At 67.7% G+C, this 20,571-nt stretch carries 19 protein-coding genes; 9 read left to right on the top strand and 10 right to left on the bottom strand.

Annotation, left to right across the window (positions count from 1 at the left end; genetic code table 11):
* The first annotated feature begins 128 nt into the window (after positions 1 to 128).
* The 8 genes from BM198_RS10235 (at position 129) to prfH (ending at position 10,403) form a co-directional block, all read left to right on the top strand.
* Positions 129 to 2,417 (top strand): ABC transporter permease subunit, encoded by a 2,289-nt coding sequence (locus tag BM198_RS10235; protein WP_074969720.1) that lies wholly within the window; start codon positions 129 to 131, stop codon positions 2,415 to 2,417.
* Between the two features lie 147 nt (positions 2,418 to 2,564).
* On the top strand, positions 2,565 to 4,181 hold the full coding sequence (pstA, locus tag BM198_RS10230) for a phosphate ABC transporter permease PstA (RefSeq protein ID WP_139233608.1): 1,617 nt from the start codon (positions 2,565 to 2,567) through the stop codon (positions 4,179 to 4,181).
* Between the two features lie 79 nt (positions 4,182 to 4,260).
* Positions 4,261 to 5,094 carry a phosphate ABC transporter ATP-binding protein PstB gene (gene pstB / locus BM198_RS10225; protein WP_074969715.1) on the top strand — a complete coding sequence of 278 codons (834 nt, stop codon included), beginning with the start codon at positions 4,261 to 4,263 and terminating at the stop codon, positions 5,092 to 5,094.
* A gap of 103 nt (positions 5,095 to 5,197) precedes the next feature.
* The gene (gene phoU / locus BM198_RS10220) at positions 5,198 to 5,929 is read left to right on the top strand and encodes a phosphate signaling complex protein PhoU (protein WP_044403468.1); all 732 of its coding nucleotides are present in this window, start codon (positions 5,198 to 5,200) and stop codon (positions 5,927 to 5,929) included.
* A 130-nt stretch (positions 5,930 to 6,059) separates the two neighbouring features.
* On the top strand, positions 6,060 to 6,974 hold the full coding sequence (locus tag BM198_RS10215; RefSeq protein ID WP_074969713.1) for a response regulator: 915 nt from the start codon (positions 6,060 to 6,062) through the stop codon (positions 6,972 to 6,974).
* A gap of 125 nt (positions 6,975 to 7,099) precedes the next feature.
* A complete protein-coding gene (locus BM198_RS10210; RefSeq protein ID WP_044403464.1) occupies positions 7,100 to 7,996 on the top strand; it encodes a peptidoglycan DD-metalloendopeptidase family protein in 897 nt (298 codons plus the stop codon).
* Positions 7,997 to 8,649: 653 nt separating this feature from the next.
* Complete coding sequence (locus tag BM198_RS10205; protein WP_074969711.1) at positions 8,650 to 9,786, top strand: RNA ligase RtcB family protein; 1,137 nt, start codon at positions 8,650 to 8,652, stop codon at positions 9,784 to 9,786.
* Positions 9,786 to 10,403 carry a peptide chain release factor H gene (gene prfH, locus BM198_RS10200; protein ID WP_074969989.1) on the top strand — a complete coding sequence of 206 codons (618 nt, stop codon included), beginning with the start codon at positions 9,786 to 9,788 and terminating at the stop codon, positions 10,401 to 10,403. The genes BM198_RS10205 and prfH overlap by 1 nt, the downstream gene beginning before the upstream one ends.
* Before the next feature lie 53 nt (positions 10,404 to 10,456).
* On the opposite strand, the gene BM198_RS29575 is transcribed toward prfH, so the two are convergent.
* The 5 genes from BM198_RS29575 to BM198_RS10175 all read right to left on the bottom strand — a co-directional run bounded on the left by BM198_RS29575 (position 10,457) and on the right by BM198_RS10175 (position 15,409).
* Positions 10,457 to 10,861, bottom strand: coding sequence for a hypothetical protein (locus BM198_RS29575; RefSeq protein ID WP_139233600.1), 405 nt, complete (start codon positions 10,859 to 10,861; stop codon positions 10,457 to 10,459).
* A gap of 20 nt (positions 10,862 to 10,881) precedes the next feature.
* The gene (locus BM198_RS10190; protein ID WP_074969709.1) at positions 10,882 to 11,820 is read right to left on the bottom strand and encodes a patatin-like phospholipase family protein; all 939 of its coding nucleotides are present in this window, start codon (positions 11,818 to 11,820) and stop codon (positions 10,882 to 10,884) included.
* A 172-nt stretch (positions 11,821 to 11,992) separates the two neighbouring features.
* Positions 11,993 to 12,751, bottom strand: a complete 759-nt coding sequence (locus tag BM198_RS10185; protein WP_044403457.1) for a TerC family protein — start codon at positions 12,749 to 12,751, stop codon at positions 11,993 to 11,995.
* Between the two features lie 101 nt (positions 12,752 to 12,852).
* On the bottom strand, positions 12,853 to 14,160 hold the full coding sequence (locus BM198_RS10180; protein WP_044403455.1) for a CitMHS family transporter: 1,308 nt from the start codon (positions 14,158 to 14,160) through the stop codon (positions 12,853 to 12,855).
* Positions 14,161 to 14,428: 268 nt separating this feature from the next.
* Positions 14,429 to 15,409: an AEC family transporter gene (locus BM198_RS10175; RefSeq protein WP_373323392.1), complete on the bottom strand. Its 981-nt coding sequence runs from the start codon at positions 15,407 to 15,409 to the stop codon at positions 14,429 to 14,431.
* A gap of 41 nt (positions 15,410 to 15,450) precedes the next feature.
* On the opposite strand from BM198_RS10175, the gene BM198_RS10170 reads away from it, so the two are divergent.
* Positions 15,451 to 15,852 carry a GFA family protein gene (locus tag BM198_RS10170; protein ID WP_074969705.1) on the top strand — a complete coding sequence of 134 codons (402 nt, stop codon included), beginning with the start codon at positions 15,451 to 15,453 and terminating at the stop codon, positions 15,850 to 15,852.
* Between the two features lie 18 nt (positions 15,853 to 15,870).
* Here the strand turns inward: BM198_RS10170 and BM198_RS10165 are convergent, their stop codons facing one another.
* From BM198_RS10165 to BM198_RS10145, 5 genes are all read right to left on the bottom strand, one after another.
* A complete protein-coding gene (locus BM198_RS10165; protein WP_074969703.1) occupies positions 15,871 to 16,344 on the bottom strand; it encodes a BRO-N domain-containing protein in 474 nt (157 codons plus the stop codon).
* Between the two features lie 1,014 nt (positions 16,345 to 17,358).
* Positions 17,359 to 19,329 (bottom strand): DUF7844 domain-containing protein, encoded by a 1,971-nt coding sequence (locus BM198_RS10160; RefSeq protein ID WP_394328342.1) that lies wholly within the window; start codon positions 19,327 to 19,329, stop codon positions 17,359 to 17,361.
* A 10-nt stretch (positions 19,330 to 19,339) separates the two neighbouring features.
* Complete coding sequence (locus tag BM198_RS10155; protein WP_044403447.1) at positions 19,340 to 19,660, bottom strand: DUF2388 domain-containing protein; 321 nt, start codon at positions 19,658 to 19,660, stop codon at positions 19,340 to 19,342.
* A 172-nt stretch (positions 19,661 to 19,832) separates the two neighbouring features.
* A complete protein-coding gene (locus BM198_RS10150; protein ID WP_074969700.1) occupies positions 19,833 to 20,150 on the bottom strand; it encodes a DUF2388 domain-containing protein in 318 nt (105 codons plus the stop codon).
* A 131-nt stretch (positions 20,151 to 20,281) separates the two neighbouring features.
* Positions 20,282 to 20,491, bottom strand: coding sequence for a DUF1127 domain-containing protein (locus BM198_RS10145; protein WP_044403443.1), 210 nt, complete (start codon positions 20,489 to 20,491; stop codon positions 20,282 to 20,284).
* Between the last annotated feature and the right edge of the window lie 80 nt (positions 20,492 to 20,571).

Here is a 20,571-nt window from a genome sequence, read left to right as displayed (position 1 = left end):
GCAAGGATGCGACGGCGTCGGGTGATCCCCGGCGCGAAGGCCCGCCCCCGGCATCACGCCCCGGGCGGGCTTCGTTGCGTCACCACGCTGTCATCTTTCTGTCATACGAAGGCTTTAGGGTGTGCCCCATGAATGACCTGGCCAGTTCCCCCATGACCTCGACGAATCCCCCCGCGCGCATCGACTTCAATACGCCGGCGCTGCAGCGCAAGCGTCGCATCCGCGCGCTGAAAGACAACCTGACCCGCTGGTATGTGCTGGTGGGTGGCTTGGCGGTCCTTGCGGCCATCACCCTGATCTTCTTCTACCTCGCCTACGTGGTGCTGCCCCTGTTCAAGGGTGCCGAGCTGACCGCGAAGCAGGTGCAGGCGCCTGCCTGGCTGCAACAGGAGACCGGCAAGCCGCTGCTGCTGACCCTGGAAGAGCAGAACCAGGTGGGCATGCGCGTTTCCGACAAGGGCGAGGCGGTGTTCTTCGCCACGAAGGACGGTGCCGAGCTCAAGCGCGTCGCCCTGCCGCTGCCGGAAGGCGTCAGCGTCGCCTCCATCGGCCAGGACCAGCCCGGCCAGCCGCTGGTGGCGCTCGGCCTGTCCAACGGCCAAGTGCTGCTGTTCAAGCACAGCTACCAGGTGACCTACCCGGACAACAAGCGCGTGATCACCCCGCGCATCGACTTCCCCTTCGGCGACAAGCCCATGGCGCTGAACCCCGAGGGCAAGCCGCTGGAGCACGTGGCCGTCAACCAGAACGACGAAACCCTGGTCCTGGCCGGCTCCACCGGCAACCAGCTCTACGTGCAGGAGCTGGTGAGCCAGGAGAACATGCTCACCGGCGAGACCACCGTCGAGCAGAACGCCATCGCCCTGCCGCAGATGGTCGAGCCGATCAAGGCCATCTACGTCGACCCGCGCCAGCAGTGGCTGTACGTGATCAACGGACGCGCCCAGGCCGACGTCTTCAGCCTGCGTGAGCACGCCCTCAACGGTCGCTACAAGCTGTTCGAGGACGGAGAGCGCGAAACCACCGCCAGCGCCCTGCTGCTGGGCGGCATCTCCCTCATGGTGGGCGACTCCAAGGGTGGCATCGGCCAGTGGTTCATGGTCCGTGGCGCCGACGGCGAAGCACGCCTGACCCTCATCCGCAGCTTCCAGCTGGGCAGCGCCCCGGTGGTGCAGATCGCCCCGGAAGAGCGCCGCAAGGGCTTTCTCGGCCTGGATGCCAGCGGCAAGCTCGGCGTCTTCCACAGCACCGCCGAGCGCACCCTGCTGATCGAGCCGGTGACCGAAGGCGCCGGCGTGCTGGCCCTGTCGCCTCGCGCCAACCGCGTGGTGGTGGAGGCCGACGGCAAGTTCCTGCCGTTCCGCCTGTCCAACCCGCACCCGGAAGTCTCCTGGAGCGCGCTGTGGAGCAAGGTCTGGTACGAGAGCTACGACGAACCCAAGTACGTCTGGCAGTCCACTGCCGCCAACACCGACTTCGAGCCCAAGCTGAGCCTGGCGCCGCTGACCTTCGGCACCCTCAAGGCCGCCTTCTACGCCATGCTGCTGGCCGCCCCGCTGGCCATCGCCGCCGCCATCTACACCGCCTACTTCATGGCCCCCGGCATGCGCCGCAAGGTCAAGCCGGTGATCGAACTGATGGAAGCGCTGCCGACGGTGATCCTCGGCTTCTTCGCCGGCCTGTTCCTGGCGCCCTACGTCGAAGGCCACCTGCCGGGCATCTTCAGCCTGCTGCTGCTGACCCCCATCGGCATCCTGCTGGCCGGCTTCATCTGGAGCCGCCTGCCAGAGTCGGTGCGCCTGCGCGTGCCGGACGGCTTCGAAGCCGCCATCCTGATCCCCGTCGTGCTGCTGGTGGGCTGGTTCGCCCTGGGCATGAGCCCGCTGCTGGAGACCTGGTTCTTCGGCGGTGACATGCGCCTGTGGATCAGCAATGACCTGGGCATCACCTACGACCAGCGCAACGCCCTGATCGTCGGCTTGGCCATGGGCTTCGCGGTGATCCCGAACATCTTCTCCATCGCCGAAGACGCCATCTTCAGCGTGCCCAAGAGCCTCACCTACGGCTCCCTGGCCCTGGGTGCCACGCCCTGGCAGACGCTGACCCGCGTGGTGATCCTCACCGCCAGCCCGGGCATCTTCTCCGCCCTGATGATCGGCCTCGGCCGTGCGGTGGGCGAGACCATGATCGTGCTGATGGCCACCGGCAACACCCCGGTGATGGAAGTGAACATCTTCGAAGGCATGCGCACCCTGGCGGCCAACGTCGCGGTGGAGATGCCGGAATCCGAAGTGGGCGGCTCGCACTACCGCGTGCTGTTCCTCGCCGCGCTGGTGCTGCTCTCGTTCACCTTCGTGATGAACACCCTGGCCGAGCTGATCCGCCAGCGTCTGCGCAAGAAGTACGCATCCCTGTAAGGCGGCCCCCTCCCGGCGGGAGGGGGTGTGGACAAACAAGCGCCTCCGGCCCCGGGCGGGAGGCACTGGAAGACTCACGAGTTGGAGACATCCGTGAAAAAGGTTTCCCTCAAGAACTGGTTCGAGAGCGGCGCGCCGGGCGTCTGGATGAGCGGTGGCGCCGTGGCCATCGCCGTCATCATGACCATCGGCCTGCTCTCGGTGATCGCCGTGCGCGGCCTGGCCCACTTCTGGCCGGCCGACCTGGTCGAAGCGCAGTACAGCATCCCCGGCCAGGCCCCCAAGGCGGTGATCGGTGAAGCGGTGCAGGTCGAGGAAGTGCCCAGCGCGCGCCTCAAGAGCGCCGGCCTGCCGGTGCAGGACGACAGCCCCGAGTTCATGACCCGCGAACTGCTCAAGGTGGGCAACCGCGAAGTCTATGGTGCGGATTTCACCTGGGTGGTGGGCGAGTGGCTGAAGGACCCGCAGAAGCCCGCCGACCTGATCGCCATGGAGCGCCGCGAGTGGGGCAACTTCTACGGCCGTCTGGTGAGCGTGAAGGAGAACGGCAAGGTGATCGCCGAAGGCGAGGCCGCCATGCCGGTGCTGCAGGAGCGCCTCAAGCGCGTCGACGACCTCTACGCCCAGCTCTACCGGCTGGAGAAGAAGGAGATTGGCGGCATCAACCACGGCCTCGAGCGCCTGCGCCTGGAAGGCCGCAAGCTGGAACTCAAGGGTGAGCTGGACGCCGTGGCCCAGGCTGACCTGGCGGCCCGTCGCGCCGAGCTGGAGGCCCGCTACAAGACCCTCGAAGGCCAGTTGACCGAGCTGCACCAGGCCTTCAACCGCGACAGCGTGGTGGTGCGCGAAGCCGGTGGCCAGGAACAGGAAATCACCCTGGGCAAGGTGGTACACGCCTACCAGCCCAACGCCATGGGTCTGTTCGAGAAGCTGGGTTTCTACTTCAAGAAGCTCTGGGAGTTCCTCGCCGATGACCCGCGTGAGGCCAACACCGAGGGCGGTATCTTCCCGGCCATCTTCGGCACCGTGATGATGACCCTCATCATGGCCGTGATCGTCACCCCCTTCGGCGTGGTGGCGGCCATCTACCTGCGCGAGTACGCCAAGCAGGGCCTGCTGACCCGCATCATCCGCATTGCCGTGAACAACCTGGCCGGCGTCCCGGCCATCGTTTACGGCGTGTTCGGCCTGGGCTTCTTCGTCTACGTGGTGGGCGGCTCGCTGGACCGCATGTTCTTCCCCGAAGCCGCCCCGGCGCCGACCTTCGGCACCCCGGGCCTGCTCTGGGCCTCGCTGACCCTGGCGATCCTCGCCGTGCCGGTGGTGATCGTCGCCACCGAGGAAGGCCTGGCACGCATCCCCCGTGCGGTGCGCGAAGGCTCCCTGGCCCTCGGCGCGACCAAGGCCGAGACCTTGTGGAAGATCGTCCTGCCGATGGCCAGCCCGGCCATGATGACCGGCCTGATCCTCGCCGTGGCCCGCGCCGCCGGCGAAGTGGCGCCGCTGATGCTGGTGGGCGTGGTGAAGCTGGCGCCGAGCCTGCCGGTGGACGGCAACTACCCGTACCTGCACCTGGACCAGAAGATCATGCACCTGGGCTTCCACATCTACGACGTCGGCTTCCAGAGCCCCAACGTCGAGGCCGCCCGCCCGCTGGTGTACGCCACCGCGCTGCTGCTGGTGCTGGTGATCGCCCTGCTGAACTTCTCGGCCGTGGCCATCCGCAACCACCTGCGCGAGAAGTACAAGGCGCTGGAAAACTGATCGAACGCCCGGCGGCCCCCTGGGCCGCCGCGCCTGAATACCTGAGCGCGTAGCCACCGGCTACGAACGGAGCGAGACCATGCAACACGAGACCCACAGCCACGGCGTCAACATCTCCGCCCTGGGCCGCGGCAAGCAGAGCCTGAACCTGGCCGACGAGACCGTCGCGCTGGAGGTACCTGGCCTGAACCTGTTCTACGGCGAGAAGCAGGCCCTGTACGACGTGCAGATGAACATCCCCAAGCAGCGCGTGACCGCCTTCATCGGCCCGTCCGGTTGCGGCAAGTCGACCCTGCTGCGCTGCTTCAACCGCATGAACGACCTGGTGGACGGCTGCCGCGTGGACGGCGAGATCCGCCTGGACGGCAACAACATCTACCGCAAGGGCGAGGAGGTGGCCGAGCTGCGCCGTCGCGTCGGCATGGTGTTCCAGAAGCCCAACCCCTTCCCCAAGAGCATCTACGAGAACGTCGTCTACGGCCTGCGCATCCAGGGCATCAACAAGAAGCGCGTACTCGACGAGGCCGTCGAGTGGGCCCTGAAGGGCGCCGCCCTGTGGGACGAGGTCAAGGACCGCCTGCACGAATCCGCCCTCGGCCTCTCCGGTGGCCAGCAGCAGCGCCTGGTCATCGCCCGCACCATCGCGGTCGAGCCTGAAGTGCTGCTGCTCGACGAACCCTGCTCGGCCCTCGACCCGATCTCCACCCTCAAGGTGGAAGAGCTGATCTACGAGCTGAAGAGCAAGTACACCATCGTCATCGTCACCCACAACATGCAGCAGGCCGCGCGCGTCTCCGATTACACGGCGTTCATGTACATGGGCAAGCTGATCGAGTTCGGCGATACCGATACGCTGTTCACCAACCCGGCCAAGAAACAGACCGAGGACTACATCACCGGCCGCTACGGCTAGTGGCCGGGGCGCCCCGCCTGCGCGGGCGCCCACGGGTGGACCCGGACAACACGAATGACCTGTAGCTGGCGGCGTGGAGCCTGCAGCTTTCGCGGAGCGAACAATGATCGACAAAGACAGCCTTACCCACCACATCTCCCAGCAGTTCAACGCCGAGCTGGAAGAGGTGCGCAGCCACCTCCTGGCCATGGGCGGCCTGGTGGAGAAGCAGGTGAACGACGCCGTCACCGCGCTGATCGACGCCGACTCGGGCCTGGCCCAGCAGGTGCGCGAGATCGACGACCAGATCAACCAGATGGAGCGCAACATCGACGAGGAGTGCGTGCGCATCCTCGCCCGTCGCCAGCCGGCCGCCTCCGACCTGCGCCTGATCATCAGCATCTCCAAGTCGGTGATCGACCTGGAGCGCATCGGCGACGAATCCTCGAAGATCGCCCGCCGCGCCATCCAGCTGTGCGAAGAGGGTGTCTCGCCCCGGGGCTACGTCGAGGTGCGCCACATCGGCGACCAGGTGCGCAAGATGGTCCAGGAGGCGCTGGACGCCTTCGCCCGCTTCGACGCCGACCTGGCCCTGTCGGTGGCCCAGTACGACAAGAACATCGACCGCGAGTACAAGACCGCCCTGCGCGAGCTGGTCACCTACATGATGGAAGACCCCCGCGCCATCAGCCGCGTGCTCAACGTCATCTGGGCCCTGCGCTCGCTGGAACGCATCGGTGACCACGCGCGCAACATCGCCGAACTGGTGATCTACCTGGTTCGCGGCACCGACGTGCGCCATATGGGCCTGGCCCGCATGCAGGAAGAGGTGAAGGGCTCGGCCAAGTCCGAGTAAGCTTCGCCTACGGACCGGTCGCCCTTTTCCCGCTGGACCCGTCGCGCCCCGGCTTGCCCGGGGCGCATTCTATTTGGCACAGCGCTATCGCCCGCAGCTATGCTTAGGTCCGGTCTGAGAGGAGTGGTTGATGAGCAAAGTTACTGTGCTGGTGGTGGACGACGCGTCCTTTATTCGTGACCTGGTGAAAAAGGGCCTGCGCGACCATTTCCCGGGTATCCAGATCGAAGAAGCAGTGAACGGCCGCAAGGCCCAGCAGATGCTCAGCCGCTCGTCGGTGGACCTGATCCTCTGCGACTGGGAGATGCCGGAGATGTCCGGCCTCGAACTGCTCACCTGGTGCCGCGCCGAGGAAAGCCACAAGACCACGCCTTTCGTCATGGTCACCAGCCGTGGCGACAAGGAGAACGTGGTGCAGGCCATCCAGGCCGGCGTCTCCGACTACATCGGCAAGCCCTTCTCCAACGACCAGCTGGTGACCAAGGTCAAGAAGCAGCTGGCCCGCGCCGGCCGCCTCGAAGCTCTGGCCGCCTCCGCACCGCCCAAGATGCTCAGCACCGGCGGCTTCGCCAACGATTCCCTGGCGGCACTGACCGGCGGCAAGGGCGCCGACGTGGTCAAGCCCAAAAGCCCCAGCGCCAAGCCGGCGGTCCAGGCCGCCGCTGCCTTCGCCGCGCCAGCCAAGAGCGCCGCGCCCAAGGTGCCCGCCGGCCGAGGCCAGGCCCAGCTGCGCCTGCCCTCGGCGGTGCTCTCCTGCGTGATCAAGACCATCAGCCTCAAGGATGCCCACCTGGTGGTGAAGCGCGGCGACCCGCTGCCCCAGGTGCTGGAAAGCGCCGTGCTCGACCTGGAGCAGGGCGAGGGTGGCGAAGTGGCGCGCCTCAACGGCTACCTGCACGCCGTCGCCGCGTTGGAGCCCAAGCCCGACAGCGAGTGGCTGCAGCTCACCTTCCGCTTCGTCGACCGCGACCCGCAGAAGCTCGACTACCTGTCGCGCCTGATCGCCCGCGGCACCGCCCAGAAGCACTTCGTCCCCGGCGCCTGATGCCCGCCGGTCCGCCCGGACCGGCCCCCCAGCCAACCCCGTCACAGCCCGACCGCCGGCGCCTCGCACAGGACCGGCGGCGCTGCTAGGCTTGCCAGCTCATAACACTCATGAAACGTGCAGTCATGCCAGGGCGCGCTCTACTCCTCTGCTGCTTGCTGGTGGCCGCCATGCCCGCCAGCGCACTGACCATCTACAAGTACACCGACGCCAACGGCGTGGTGACCTACACCGACAAGGCCGTCTCCGGCGCCCAGGTGTTCGTCTTCCGCGACCGCATGGTGGAGCGGCTGGACCGCTCGGTGAAGCTGGAGACCCAGAAACACGACGCCGGCGAGACCCTGCTGGTGCGCAACGACCTGTTCGCCCCGGTGGAAGTCGAGCTGAGCCTGGAGAACGTCAGCAACGCCGTCGGCGACCCCGGCCGGCCGATCCGCTGGGTGCTGCCACCGCGCAGCAAGATCCGCCTGGTCACCCTCAGCCCCGAGAACCCCGGCAAGGCCCTGCGCTACAAGCCGCGCCTGCGCTACGCCCTGGGCGACCCCCGGCAGCAACCCTCGCTGTACCGTTACCCGCTGCCCTGGCTCGGCGGCCCCTTCCGCCTGACCCAGGGCGCCAACGGCCAGTACAGCCACTTCACCCCCAAGGGCCGCTATGCCCAGGACGTGGCCATGCCCGAGGGCACGCCCATCGTCGCCGCCCGCGCCGGCATGGTGGTCAAGACCGAGAACCGCCAGAGCGGCCGGGGCGAGAACCCCTCCGGCAACTTCGTGCGCATCCTCCACGACGACGGCACCATGGGCGTCTACCTGCACCTCATGAAGGGCTCGGTGCAGGTCCAGGAAGGCCAGCGTGTGGTGCTCGGCGAGCAGATCGGCCGCTCCGGCAACACCGGCAACAGCACCGGCCCGCACCTGCATTTCGTCATCCAGCGCAACGTCGGCCTGGCCCTGGAGTCCATCCCCTTCGACTTCGCCCAGCCGGTGGACAGCCTGCCCAACTTCGCCGTTGGCGGTGAATGACAGCGCTCTGTCTGCGTTAAGTGTTGCTAGAAGATTTGAGCCCAGCTGATTGCCGAGCTTTGCGGGTGACTCTGGTTTCGCCCTCCCGGGCGAGTCGCTTTTCTCAATCGCCAGAAAAGTAACCAAAAGGGCTTGCCCCTCCATACGGGTCTGGCTTAAGCCAGACTTCCCTCGCTCCATCATCGCTCCAGGGGCACGTCGCGAAGGGCCATCCCTGGCCCATCGCTGCTCTCGCGACATCCATGTCGCTCAACCCCTTCCACGACGATTCGCTCAGCCTCCTGGGAAGGGGCGTTTGGTGGCTGCTTCAACATCGATGCTCGGATCCTCACATCGATGTGGGCACCAAACCAGCGCGCAAACCCTAGGGATTCCGGGAAGGGCCGTGCTAGAACGCTTGAGTTGAAACCACAACAGCTAACGCAGAAAGAGCCAATGACAGCGCTTGCGTCACCCCGGTCGGCGCGCCTAAGATGCGCGCCTTTCCCCCAACCCGACAGCAAAGGAGGTTCATCATGCAAACACTGATCACCCTTTGCAGGTCGCGCCTGGCTTAATCGCCCCTTCCGTCCTTCTTCGCGACGGTTCCGCATCGCCCGGCCCCAGGCCTGCCAAATCCAAGCATTTTCGTTTCAACCCATTTGGATTGGACCATGGGCACTTGCATTCGCAATCTGGCCGACGGCATCACCCTGATCGCCGCGGACGACACCTGGATCGAAGGAAAAGCGATCCAGCAACTTGAAACCACCGCCCGCCTGCCGGGCATGCAACGGGTGGCCGGCATGCCGGACCTGCACCCGGGGCGCGGCTACCCGGTGGGCGCCGCGTTCTTCTCCAGCGGCCGTTTCTACCCCGCCCTGGTGGGCAACGACATCGGCTGCGGCATGGCCTTCTGGCGCACCGACATCCCCGTCGCCAAGCTCCACCTGGACAAGCTGGAGAAGCGCCTGGGCTCCCTCGACGCACCGCTGGACGACAGCTGGCACGAGGCGATCGCCGCCTTCGGCCTGCCGCCCTGCGGACACGAGCGTTCCCTGGGCACCATCGGTGGCGGCAACCACTTCGCCGAGCTGCAGCAGCTCGACGAAGCCTACGACGCCGACGCTCTGGCGGCCTTGGGCATCGACCGCAAGCACCTGCTCTTGCTGGTGCACAGCGGCTCGCGCGGCCTGGGCGAAGCCATCCTGCGCGAGCAGGTGGACCGCTTCAGCCACGCCGGCCTGGAGGCCGGCAGCCCCGAGGCCGAGCACTACCTGGCCCGCCACGACGGTGCCCTGCGCTTCGCCGAAGCCAACCGGCAACTGATCGCCCGACGCATCCTCGACCGCCTGCGTGCAGACGGCGAACAACTGCTGGACGTGAACCACAACCTCGTCTCCGCCGCGACCCTCGGTGGCGTCGATGGCTGGCTGCACCGCAAGGGCGCCACCCCCGCCGACCAGGGCGTGATGGTCATCCCCGGTTCCCGGGGTGACTACAGCTACCTGGTGGCCCCGGTTCCCGACGAGCGCAGCCTCAACTCCCTGGCCCACGGCGCCGGGCGCAAGTGGATGCGCAGCGAGTGCAAGGACCGCCTCGCCAAGCGCTACAGCGTCGAGCAGCTGGAACGCACCGCCCTCGGCAGCCGGGTGATCTGCGCCGACCGCGCGCTGATCTACGAGGAAGCGCCGGAAGCCTACAAGGTCATCGACTCGGTGGTTGGCGCCCTGCGCGATGCCGGGCTGGTGCAGGTGCTGGCGCGGCTCAAGCCGGTGCTGACCTACAAGACACGCGGAGGGTGCTGCTGATGATCCTCCTGCAACTCTCGGCGGCCCAGGGGCCGGACGAATGCGCCCTGGCCGTGGCCAAGGCGCTGCAGCGGCTGACGCACGAAGCCACGCAGCGGCAGGTGCGCGTGCAGGTGCTGGAGCGGGAGGAGGGTGCCCGGCGCGGCACCCTCGTCTCCGCCCTCCTGGCCCTGGACGGCGACCAGGCCGACGGCCTCGCCCGGGACTGGGAAGGCACCCTGCAATGGACCTGCCCCAGCCCCTACCGGCCCAACCACGGGCGCAAGAACTGGTTCTTCGGCGGGGCCCGCTTCGCCCCGCCGCCGGCCAGCCTTGAAGGCGAGATCCGCTTCGAAGCCCTGCGCGCCTCCGGCCCCGGTGGGCAACACGTCAACACCACCGACTCGGCGGTGCGCGCCACCCACCTGGCCAGCGGCATCAGCGTCAAGGTGCAGAGCGAGCGCAGCCAGCACGCCAACAAGCGCCTGGCCATCCTCCTCATCGGCCAGCGCCTGGCGCAACGGGCCGACGAGGCGGACGGCGCCCTGCGCGCGGAGCGCCGCCTGTTCCACCACCGGGTGGAGCGGGGCAACCCGGTGCGCTGCTTCAAGGGAGAGCGGTTCGAGCCGTACACGTAAAGACCGCAATAGAAAAGGCGGACTCTTTGGAGTCCGCCTTTTAGCCCCGTGACTTAAGCCAGGCGAGTGACAGTGACTTCAACAAAACCGCGGTTGTTCCAATACATACCGATCACATCATTGGCGAACAACGTCAGCTCGACATCTTCTCCAGCAGGGATCACCCATTCGGCATCCATACCAAGCGGGAACAGCGGTCGCTCGGACGTTCCCAGCGCACCTATCAGCTGGAACCAGCGTCCTTCTCTGCAGCGGATGAGTGGTTTGGATGCTTTCAGTAGCCAATTACCGTCCCAACCTGCTGCAGTGGCCTCCAGGCCAGCGTCAAACCACTCATGGTCCGACGCCGTCACTCGATAGCGCTCCCCTGCGCTGACCTGGATATTCGAAGGGTTCCAGCGTTTGCCGGCGTCTACCCGGATGAGCGGACTCTGTTGGCCTATTTCCAGTCTCTGCATGCTCGACGTGCCTCCCCGGCTCAATGGATCAAGGTCTCGCAAATGGCCGCCAGCTCGTCCTTGCGCTGGTCGATCAGTTCCTCGGCCAAGGCGATCAGTTTGCGGATGTTGGCTTGAGTGGCATCGTCCATGTCGTCATTGGCGCTCACCAGCCGGACCTGCATCCGGTAGTACTCATGGCTGCCCAGCAGTTGCCGGAGCTGATAGTCCGCCGCGTCGGACACGCCATCGAACATGCAGCTCAGCAGCGGCAGGGCCCAGCCGAACTTGCCCCAGTCCTTGGCCTCCTCGTAGGGGATCTTGCGCGTCAGCTCCCCGGTGCCGAGGGACAGGACGAAGTAGTCGTCATTCGGAAAGACCTTCCGGGCTTCCGCATAGCCCGACACGGCCGGGTTGTTGATGAACACTCCGCCATCCACCAGGGCACAATCCCGCTCGTTGACCGTGAGCCGCAGCGGTTCGAAGTAAGTGGGGGCCGCCGATGTTGCACGAGCCGCCTGCCGGAGCTTGATGCCGCCGTGCTGCGGGTACCAGCTCTTGATGAACAGCGGCTCGCGCTGGTGGAGATCATAGGTGGTCACCACCACCTTGGGGGAAGCAGGCAACTGGCCCAGCGTACTGTCGCCGAAGTATTTCCCCAGCACGGTTTCCAGGCCCTTTTCCGAATACAACTCGTCGAACAGGCCGGTGGAGGTGATGCCGCTCCAGAAGGAGCGGGCGAAGATGTCCTTGCCATGCTTTTCGTAGAGATCACGTAGCTCCCTGGCCGAATAGCGGGGCGAGCCGGCACTGTCCCTGGCGCAGCTGCCCAGGGCGAGGATGCCGCCTGTGGATGTCCCGATCACCAGGTCGAACAACTCGGCCGTTCGCTTGCCGGTCATTTCCTCGATCTTGCAGAGAATGGTCGCGGGGATAACCCCCCGGATGCCGCCACCGTCGATACTCAAAATCTTTTTCATAACTGCCTCCTTGTCCTTGTCGTGATGACCCGGCGGATGCCAGGCACTGGATCAGTTAGGACGAATAGCGGAGCGGCATTAGATTTTTAGGAAATCCGCGATGGTGCGGTCGGCAATAAAAAACGGGGCCCTTCGGCCCCGTTCTTGTTTCAGCTGGCGGTCACGCCCGGGCTTATTCCCCCGGGATGTCCTTGCGCAGCTTCACCGCCTCTTCCTTGCGTCCACGGGCGATGCGCATGCGGATGTTCAGCGCCTCCACGCCCAGGGAGAAGGCCATGGCGAAGTAGACGTAGCCCTTCGGCACGTGGACTTCGAAAGCCTCGGCGATGAGCACGGTGCCCACCACCACCAGGAAGGCCAGGGCCAGCATCTTCAGGCTCGGGTGCTTGTCGATGAAGGCACTGATGGTGCCGGCGGCGGCCATCATCACCAGCACGGCGACGATGATCGCGGCGACCATCACCGGCACGTGGGAAACCATGCCCACGGCGGTGATCACCGAGTCCAGGGAGAACACGATGTCGATGATGGCGATCTGGATGATGGTGGCGATGAAGTTGCCGCCCTTGCCCTTGGGCGCCTCGCTGGCCTCGTCCTCGCCTTCCAGGCTGTGGAACATCTCGGTGCTGCTCTTCCACAGCAGGAACAGGCCGCCGAAGAACAGGATCAGGTCACGGCCGGAGATGCCCTGGTCGAACACATGGAACAGGTCGGCGGTGAGCCGCATGATCCAGGTGATCGACAGCAGCAGCAGGATGCGCGTGACCATCGCCAGCGCCAGGCCGAAGAGCCGGGTACGTGCCTGCATGTGCGGCGGCATGCGGCCCACGAGGATGGCGATCATGATGATGTTGTCGATGCCCAGGACGATCTCCAGGGCGGTCAGGGTGAAGAAGGCGACCCAGATTTCCGGGCTGGTCAGCCATTCCATGATGCGTGTACCTCGTGGTGTCGACGGCTAGGTTGGAGCACGGCCACGCCGGAAAGTGCGAGCCTTTCCGGCGTGAATGAATTAAAGGAGGCGCCTGACCCTCACGGGGTGCCGAACAGCGGGAAGACCCCGAGCAGCAGCGCGGCGAGCAGGATACACAGGCAGATCAGAACCGCCCACTTCAACGTGAAGCGCTGGTGGTCGCCGAATTCGATCTTCGCCAGGCCCACCAGCAGGTAAGTGGAGGGCACCAGCGGGCTCAGCAGGTGCACCGGCTGGCCCACGATAGAGGCCCGCGCCATCTCCACCGGGCTGATGCCGTAATGGCCCGCCGCCTCGGCCAGCACCGGCAACACGCCGTAATAAAAAGCGTCGTTGGACATGAAGAAAGTGAACGGCATGCTCACCACCGCCGTGATCACCGCCATGTACGGCCCCATGGACGGCGGGATCACCGCCAGCAGGCTCTTGGACATCGCCTCCACCATCCCCGTGCCGGAGAGGATGCCGGTGAAGATGCCGGCCGCGAAGATCAGCCCCACCACCGCCAGCACGTTGCCGGCGTGGGCCGCCACGCGCTCCTTCTGCTGCTGCAGGCAGGGGTAGTTGATGATCATCGCGATGCTGAAGGCCACCATGAACAGCACCGGCAGCGGCATCAGGCCGAGGATCAGCGTCACCATCAGGGCCGCCGTCAGCGCCGCGTTCACCCACAGCAGCTTCGGCCGGCGCGCCTCGGGGAACTGCGACACGCTGATGTCCACATGGCTTTCTGGCAGGTCAGGCAGCTGCAGCACGCCCAGGCGGGCGCGCTCGCGCTTGCCATAGGCCCAGGCCAGGCCGAACAGCGCCACGGCACCGGCCGCCATCGCCGGGATCATCGGCACGAAGATGTCCGACGGGTCCACGTGCAGCGCACTGGCCGCACGGGCGGTGGGGCCGCCCCAGGGGGTCATGTTCATGATCCCGCCGGCCAGGATGATCAGCCCCGCCATGATCAGCGGGCTCATGCCCAGGCGGCTGTACAGCGGCAGCAGCGCCGCCACGCAGATCATGTAGGTGGTCGCGCCGTCGCCATCGAGGGAGACGATCAGCGCCAGTGCCGCCGTGCCCATGGACACCTTCAGCGGGTCGCCCTTCACCAGCCGCAGGATCGCGCGCACCGGCGGGTCGAACAGGCCCGAGTCGATCATCAGGGCGAAGTAGAGGATGGCGAACATCAGCATCACGCCCGTGGGCGCCAGCTTGGTGATGCCCTCCAGCATCATCGGGCCGATGCCGGCGGCGAAGCCACCGATCAGCGCGAAGGTGATGGGCACGATGATCAGGGCGATCAGGGCGGACAGGCGCTTGGTCATGATCAGGAACATGAAGGTCATGACCATGGCGAAACCGAGGAAGGTCAGCATGGGAATCTCCGGACGAAAGGCGACGAGGACGGGCGCCGGTCAGCGCGCAGCGGGTCGGGTACGGAGAGGGGGCGGAACGAGGCCGGGGAGGCGGCAGGAGCGGAACATGGCAATCACCCATCTTGTTGTTGTCGGGGTGCCTGGCGCGGAACGGGCAGCGCCGGGCGGCCGGTCTGTGCCGGCGGTGGGGCGATGCTAAGGGGCGAAGCTTTCAGCCAGCTTTCGCTGCGAACCGGCAGCGAACGTGCAGCGAAATCCGGACGGGCGGTCAGCCCGCCCCGGCTTGCAGCAATGCCAGCACGGCCACCAGGGTCGCGCCGGAAAGCAGCGTCTGCAGGGTGATGATCCCCGCCATCAGGTGGCCGTCGCCGCCCAGCTGGCGGGTCAGCACATAGGCGGTGGGCGCCGTCGGCAGGGCGAAGAACAGCACCAGGATGCTGCTCTCCATCGCCGGCAGCCCGAGCACTCGCGCCACGACGAAGGCCAGCGCCGGCATCGCCAGCAGCCGCGCCGCGCAGTTCCAGCCCAGGGCCGGCAGCTCGCCACCCAGCTCGCGGGGCTGCAGCGCCGCCCCCACGCAGAGCAAGCCCAGGGGCAGGCTCGCCACCGCCAGCAGGTTGAGCAGCCGGTCCAGCCCGCCGCCCAGGCCCAGCCCCGTCAGGTTGTAGGCGGCACCGGCCAGGCAGGCGAGGATCAGCGGATTCTTCACCATCGGCAGCAGCAGGCCCCGTGCGCTGACGCCGCGCTCGGCAGTCAGCGACCACACCGACAGCAGGTTCACCGTCGGCACCATCAGCGCCAGCATCAGCGCCGCGATGGCCAGCCCCTCCTTGCCGAACAGGCTGCCGATGGCCGCCAGCCCCAGGTAAGTGTTGAAGCGCAGCACGCCCTGGGTGATCGCCCCGAAGCGCGCCGCCGGCCAGCCCAGCAGGCGCCGCGCCAGCAGCAACGCCGCCCAGCCGAGGCCCAGGCCCAGCAGCACCGCCAGTGCCAGGCGCGGCAGCGCCGGGTTGTCCAGCGGCGCCGTGGCCAGGCTGCTGAACAGCAGCGCGGGGAACAGGATGAAGTAGTTCAAACGCTCGGCGGCCGGCCAGAAGGCCTCGCCGGGGAAGTCGACCCGCCGCAGCACATGGCCGGCGACGATCAGGGCGAACAGGGGCCAGAGGGCCTGGAGCAGGGTCAGCACGGGCGCGTCCGTTTGTCCGGTGGCGAAGGCCGCATCTTGTCCGCCGCGGCCCTCACGGCGCAACCCGCAACGCGCTAGGCTGCGCCTTTGCCAAGGAGTACGCCATGACCACCGCACACACCGGCGGCTGCCACTGCGGCCGCCTGCGCTACCGCTTCGACGCCCCGCTGGCCGACATCGCCCACTGCCACTGCAGCGACTGCCGGCGCATCACCGGCGGCCTGGTGACCACCTGGATCACCGTGCCCCGCGCGGCGTTCACCTGGCTCGACGGGCAGCCGGCGGAATACCGCTCCTCCGCCACCTGCAGCCGCTACTTCTGTGGCCATTGCGGCTGCCACCTGGCGCTCTACACCAGCCTCAGCCCGGACAGCCTCGACGTCACCGTGGCCACCCTCGACGACGTCCACCAGGCCCCGGCCGACCGCCACATCTGGGTGCGCAGCCGCCTGCCCTGGGTGACCCTCGACCCGCACCTGCCGGAGGAGCAGGAAGAGGCGCTGTGAGTTATCCACAGCGCCCCATCAGCGCACGGCCAGCACCCTCGGCAGTTCCCCACAGGGCACCCAGACCCGGCCCTGCCACTCCAGCACGCTGACCGGCTGGCCCGCGCCGTGGAGCTGCACCTGCCGAGGCTGCACCGGGTCGCCCCGGCACTCGCTGCGCAGCGTCAGCACCACCTCCTGGGTGAGCCACTGGCGGATGCTGCGGTTCTCCGGGTGGTAGTAGTGGATCAGCGCCCCATAGGCCGCCGACTCGCTCACCAGCAAACCTTCCTCCGCCACCCCGCCGCCATCCGGGTACCAGGCCCAGCGCCACTGGTCCGGGTCGAGGTTGGCGCGGATGCGGTCCTCCAGCAGCGGGTGCTGCATCAGCCGCCCGAGGTCGCGCACGCAGAACCAGGCCTGGTCATCCAGCAGAAAGGCCCGCAACTGGCGGCGATGGCGGATGAAGACACGGGGTTGGAGGATGGGGGTGTCGTCGAGCAGCTCGTTCATGAGTGCATTTCCAAGTGTCGTTGAGAGGGCCCTTGTTGAGAGGGCGGCCGGGTACTTCAACACCGCACTTGGAACGGCCCGCAGATTTCCCCCCGAAGGAGTCTTTTATGGCTGCGCGCTACCCGGCCAGAACGACCGCTGTTTGACCAGCGCCGCGACTATCGGGTGCGGAGGACCGCCAAGTGAGAGGTGTGTTGAGCACCGGCGACGGACACTAGAGAGCCGAACCAGGCCAAACAACGTGATCACAGGGGAATCGGATTGTACGGAGGCACACCCGCCCATTTCCCCCAACGTCCTCATCCCGCGCTGTAGGAAACCACGTAAAGATGCCGCCCGCCGCGTAGGTTGGATGCCGCTCTTTGCATCCACCAACGCCCACCGCCCACCCCCGGTCGGGCTGTACACGATCCGTAGGATGCGCTGAGGCCACGAAGCGCATCGCGTCCATATCAGGCCGTGGCACCACATGTTGCGCCCGGCTTGATGGGCTTCGCTGCGCTCAGCGCCATCCTACGGGGGGCTGGCCATGGCTTTGGCGCGGGTGCGTGGATCGGTGAAGCGTACGGCTGTAGCCCGGGCTTCAGCCCGGGAGCGGCGCTGGGCATTCCCGGACTGAAGTCCGGGCTACGGTCTGAGCGCCGTCCTGCGGGGGCCTTGACCGAGGCTTTGGCGCGGAGTCCGCGTGGATCGATGAAGCGCGATCCACCCTACGGTTGGTGCTGCCTGGTCGCGTAGGTTGGATGCCGCTCTTCGCATCCACCAACTCCCGCCGCCCCCCCGGTCGGGCTGGGCACGATCCGTAGGATGCGCTGAGGCCACGAAGCGCATCGCGTCCACGCCAGGCCGTGGCACCACATGTTGCGCTCGGCATGATGGGCATCGCTGCGCTCAGGCTGTAGCCCGGGCTTCAGCCCGGGAGCGGCGCCGGGCATTCCCGGTCTGAGCGCCATCCCGCAGGGGTGTTGGTCGTGGCTATGGTGCGCGATCCACCCTGTATCCGTGGAAGCGGGCTCAGGGCAGTTCGAGGCCGCCGGCGGCTTTGTGCAGCTGGCGCAGGTGGGCGCTGAGCTGGTCGAGGTTGGCCTGGGTGGCGTCGAGTTCGGTGAGGATGCGCGGGTCGATCAGTTCGCGCAGTTCGCGGTCGAGGCTGTCGGTGAGCTGGCGCAGGGTGCGCTGGCGGTTGGCGCTCTCTTCCTGCAGGCGCTGCCATTCGCTGGCCTGGGGCAGGCCGTAGCCGCTGCCTTGCAGCAGGTCGGCCGGGCGGCTGAGGAAGCCGCTGTTCGCGAGGATCTGTTCGAGGGTGCCGCCGGCGCGGGAGAACTCGGTCTGGCCGAGGGTGGCGCGGTTGTCCAGGTAGCGGCGCTTGAGGTCGTCCTGGGCGAGCAGCATCTGCCGGCGCATGGCGGCCTGCTCCAGCAGCAGCAGGGCGGCGCTGCCACGCAGGTCGGCGTGTTCGATGTAGGGGCGGCGGCGGGTGGCGTCCTGGGCGAGCCAGGTTTCCACGTCGGCCTCGGGCAGCCCCAGGCGCTGGCGGGCGATGTCGAACATGGCCTGGTAGCGGTCGCGGAAGGAGTCGAAGCGGTAGCCCAGGCGCAAGGCTTCCTTCGGGTCGCGCAGGGGGCTGGGGTCGGCCACGCCGCGCCCTTCCAGCACCGCGAGGAGGCCGTTGGGCATGATGCTGTCGAGGTCGTCCAGGCGCGGGTCGGCGGTGCCGCTGCGCAGCAGCTTGAGGGTCTCGACGGCGCAGTTGTTGGAGAGGAACCAGTAGTTGCCGTCGTAGCTCCAGTGCATTTCGGCGGCGCGCTCTACCAGGTTGTGTACCTGCTCGCGGTCCAGGCGCAGGGGCACGGAGGCGAGGCTGCGCATTTCCACCTTGGTGTACTCGTCGATCACCTGGGCCAGCGGCAGGACGAACAGCCGCGAGGGGTAGGCGCCGGTGAGGCCGTCCCAGCTGGAGAGCTGCACGTCGCCGACGAAGGCGCGGTAGGAGAGCACCAGGTGCTGGTCGAGGTCGAGCCGGCAGTCCGGGCCGCGCGGGCGACCGGGGGCGCAGATGACCAGGCGCAGCATGGTGTGGCCCCAGCGGCTGGCCCAGTTGTCGTTGGCTTCGGCGAACAGGTAGTCCACTTCGTAGACCCGCTCGGGGTCGAGGCGCCCCAGGGGCTCGCGGCCGAAGTCGCGCCCGGCGTTGAGGTAGGCCAGTTCGCTGGCGCAGGTGCCGGCGGCGTCCGGGGCCCAGCCGAAGTGGTCGCGGAAGTAGCGGTACAGCGCGGGGCGTCGGCAGCGGTAGTCGGGGTCGAGGAGGAAGTACTCCATGTTCACCGCGACGAATTCGCGGGGGTTGGTCAGCTCGTAGAGGTCGGGGCTGCGGGCGGCCTGGTGGTTGTCCGCTTCCCGCTCGCCGCGCTGACCGACGCGCTGGGGCCAGCCGGCGAGGTCCAGCAGGCGCGGGTCGTCGCTGAAGGTGAAGCGGCGGGCGGTCTGCCCCCGGCATTCGCTGCGCAGGCCGACGGCGCCGGTGCTGGCCTGGGCGCTGCGGCAGCGGAAGCCGAGGCTGCGCTGGGCGGCGTCGCGGTAGTGGGCGCGGTCGTAGAGGTGAGTCAGCTCGTGGAGCACGGTGGCCAGCAGTTCGCGGCGCACGGTGCCGTGGGGGCGCGTGGTCTTCTCGCGGGCGGCGCTGCCGTCGGCGAGGGCGGGCAGCAGGGCGCGGTTGAGGTCGAGGGCGTCGATGCGGGTGGCGCGGCCGTAGGCGTTGTCCGGCAGGTCATCGGCCCAGGTGACTTCCACCTGGCGGTCGAGGCGTTCGACGAAGCGCGGCGGCAGCTTCTGCAGGGCTTCGTCGAGCAGGGCCTGGCTGGCCTGGCGCTGGGCGGCGTCGAGGCCGTCGGTCTTCAGCGCCAGGCGCAGGTCGGCCCGGGTGCTGGCGCAGGCCAGCAGGGCGGCCAGGCCGAGCGCGCCGAGGCGCCACAGACGCAGGCTCAAGGGCGCCGCTTCAGAGGGCGAGGATGGCCTGGGCGAGGGCTTCGTCGCTGGCGTCGCGGGCTTCCGGCAGGCGGGTGCGCAGGGTGTCGAAGGCGGCTTCGAGCTGCACGCCACGGATGGCGCCTTCGCTGGCGACGAAGCTGGCGGCGTCGTCGCGGGCCTCGCGGATGACCTTCATGTCGCGGATGGAGGTGGTGGTGTCGGAGGTGAAGTCGATGCTGCGGCCCAGTGCACGGACGACGATGTTGCTGGTGGCGACCAGGGTCTGGGCCTGGGCGATGCCGGTGAACAGGGTGAGGGCGGTGGCAGCGACGATCAGCGTGCGACGCATGGAGGGTCTCCGGAGGTGAAAACTGTACGGGTCATTGGACGTCAAAGCGGCCGCCCGGTTCAGCGCAAGCGCAGCGGTACCGGCGCGGCGGGCGCCAAGGCTAGCGAAAGGCGCCAGGCGCGGCCATAGCCTGCTGTCGCGGCTGTGAACCGGGTGGCGCCGATCGGGTGCCTCAGAGGGCGAGGATGGCCTCGGCCAGTTGCAGGTCGCTGGCCTGCAGCTGCGGTGCCTGGGTGCGGATGTGCGCCAGGGCGGCTTCCAGGCGGGCACCACGGATGGCGCCTTCGCTGGCGACGAAGCTGGCGGCGTCGTCACGGGCGGCGCGTACCAGCTTGCTGTCGCGCAGGGAGGAGGAGGCGTCCGAAGTGGCGTCGGCGGTGGCGCTGAGGGCGCCGACCAGGGAGTCGGTGGTCACGGCAAGGCTGGAGGCGAAGGTGGCGCTGGAGAAGGCCAGGAGCGCAGCGGCACCGAGCAGGCGGAACGAGGGCATGGGGAAACTCCTGTACGGCAGGGGGACGCCCGCCAGGGCGCCCCATCGACACGGTGCCCCGGAGCGGGGCGGCGCCGATTTTCGCACAGGGCCAAGCGCAGCGGCAGAGCAGATGACCGCCGGGTCGCGTTTCAGCGCCAGAACGGCTTGTCCAGCTCGACGCGGCGGTCGCTTTCGCTGAGACCGATGTCGGCCAGCTGCTGGGCGTTGAGCTGGGCCAGGTGGCTGCGGGTGCGGGCGTTGCGCTGCCATTCGACGACGCGGGCGTACAGGCGCAGGAACAGCGGCGCACGGGGTGCGGGCGGCAGCGGGGCAGGGCGGGCGTGGAGGTGGCGTTCCATGGTTGTGGCTTCCCTGTTGGTGTGGGGCAGTCCATGGTCGCGCGGCGGGGGGAGCCTGGGCAGGCACAGCGGGGTGGAAT

The sequence above is a fragment of the Metapseudomonas otitidis genome (genome assembly GCF_900111835.1).
GTDB lineage: Bacteria > Pseudomonadota > Gammaproteobacteria > Pseudomonadales > Pseudomonadaceae > Metapseudomonas > Metapseudomonas otitidis.
The sequence above is the reverse complement of the archived record's forward strand: the minus strand, read 5'-3'. Positions and strand labels throughout refer to the sequence as shown.

What these genes read in the sequence shown, in the direction of transcription:
- BM198_RS10235 (WP_074969720.1), top strand. Translation starts at nt 129, where the DNA reads ATGAATGACCTGGCCAGTTCCCCCATGACCTCGACGAATCCCCCCGCG.
- pstA (WP_139233608.1), top strand. Translation starts at nt 2,565, where the DNA reads ATGAGCGGTGGCGCCGTGGCCATCGCCGTCATCATGACCATCGGCCTG.
- pstB (WP_074969715.1), top strand. Translation starts at nt 4,261, where the DNA reads ATGCAACACGAGACCCACAGCCACGGCGTCAACATCTCCGCCCTGGGC.
- phoU (WP_044403468.1), top strand. Translation starts at nt 5,198, where the DNA reads ATGATCGACAAAGACAGCCTTACCCACCACATCTCCCAGCAGTTCAAC.
- BM198_RS10215 (WP_074969713.1), top strand. Translation starts at nt 6,060, where the DNA reads ATGAGCAAAGTTACTGTGCTGGTGGTGGACGACGCGTCCTTTATTCGT.
- BM198_RS10210 (WP_044403464.1), top strand. Translation starts at nt 7,100, where the DNA reads ATGCCAGGGCGCGCTCTACTCCTCTGCTGCTTGCTGGTGGCCGCCATG.
- BM198_RS10205 (WP_074969711.1), top strand. Translation starts at nt 8,650, where the DNA reads ATGGGCACTTGCATTCGCAATCTGGCCGACGGCATCACCCTGATCGCC.
- prfH (WP_074969989.1), top strand. Translation starts at nt 9,786, where the DNA reads ATGATCCTCCTGCAACTCTCGGCGGCCCAGGGGCCGGACGAATGCGCC.
- BM198_RS29575 (WP_139233600.1), bottom strand. Translation starts at nt 10,861, where the DNA reads ATGCAGAGACTGGAAATAGGCCAACAGAGTCCGCTCATCCGGGTAGAC.
- BM198_RS10190 (WP_074969709.1), bottom strand. Translation starts at nt 11,820, where the DNA reads ATGAAAAAGATTTTGAGTATCGACGGTGGCGGCATCCGGGGGGTTATC.
- BM198_RS10185 (WP_044403457.1), bottom strand. Translation starts at nt 12,751, where the DNA reads ATGGAATGGCTGACCAGCCCGGAAATCTGGGTCGCCTTCTTCACCCTG.
- BM198_RS10180 (WP_044403455.1), bottom strand. Translation starts at nt 14,160, where the DNA reads ATGCTGACCTTCCTCGGTTTCGCCATGGTCATGACCTTCATGTTCCTG.
- BM198_RS10170 (WP_074969705.1), top strand. Translation starts at nt 15,451, where the DNA reads ATGACCACCGCACACACCGGCGGCTGCCACTGCGGCCGCCTGCGCTAC.
- BM198_RS10165 (WP_074969703.1), bottom strand. Translation starts at nt 16,344, where the DNA reads ATGAACGAGCTGCTCGACGACACCCCCATCCTCCAACCCCGTGTCTTC.
- BM198_RS10155 (WP_044403447.1), bottom strand. Translation starts at nt 19,660, where the DNA reads ATGCGTCGCACGCTGATCGTCGCTGCCACCGCCCTCACCCTGTTCACC.
- BM198_RS10150 (WP_074969700.1), bottom strand. Translation starts at nt 20,150, where the DNA reads ATGCCCTCGTTCCGCCTGCTCGGTGCCGCTGCGCTCCTGGCCTTCTCC.
- BM198_RS10145 (WP_044403443.1), bottom strand. Translation starts at nt 20,491, where the DNA reads ATGGAACGCCACCTCCACGCCCGCCCTGCCCCGCTGCCGCCCGCACCC.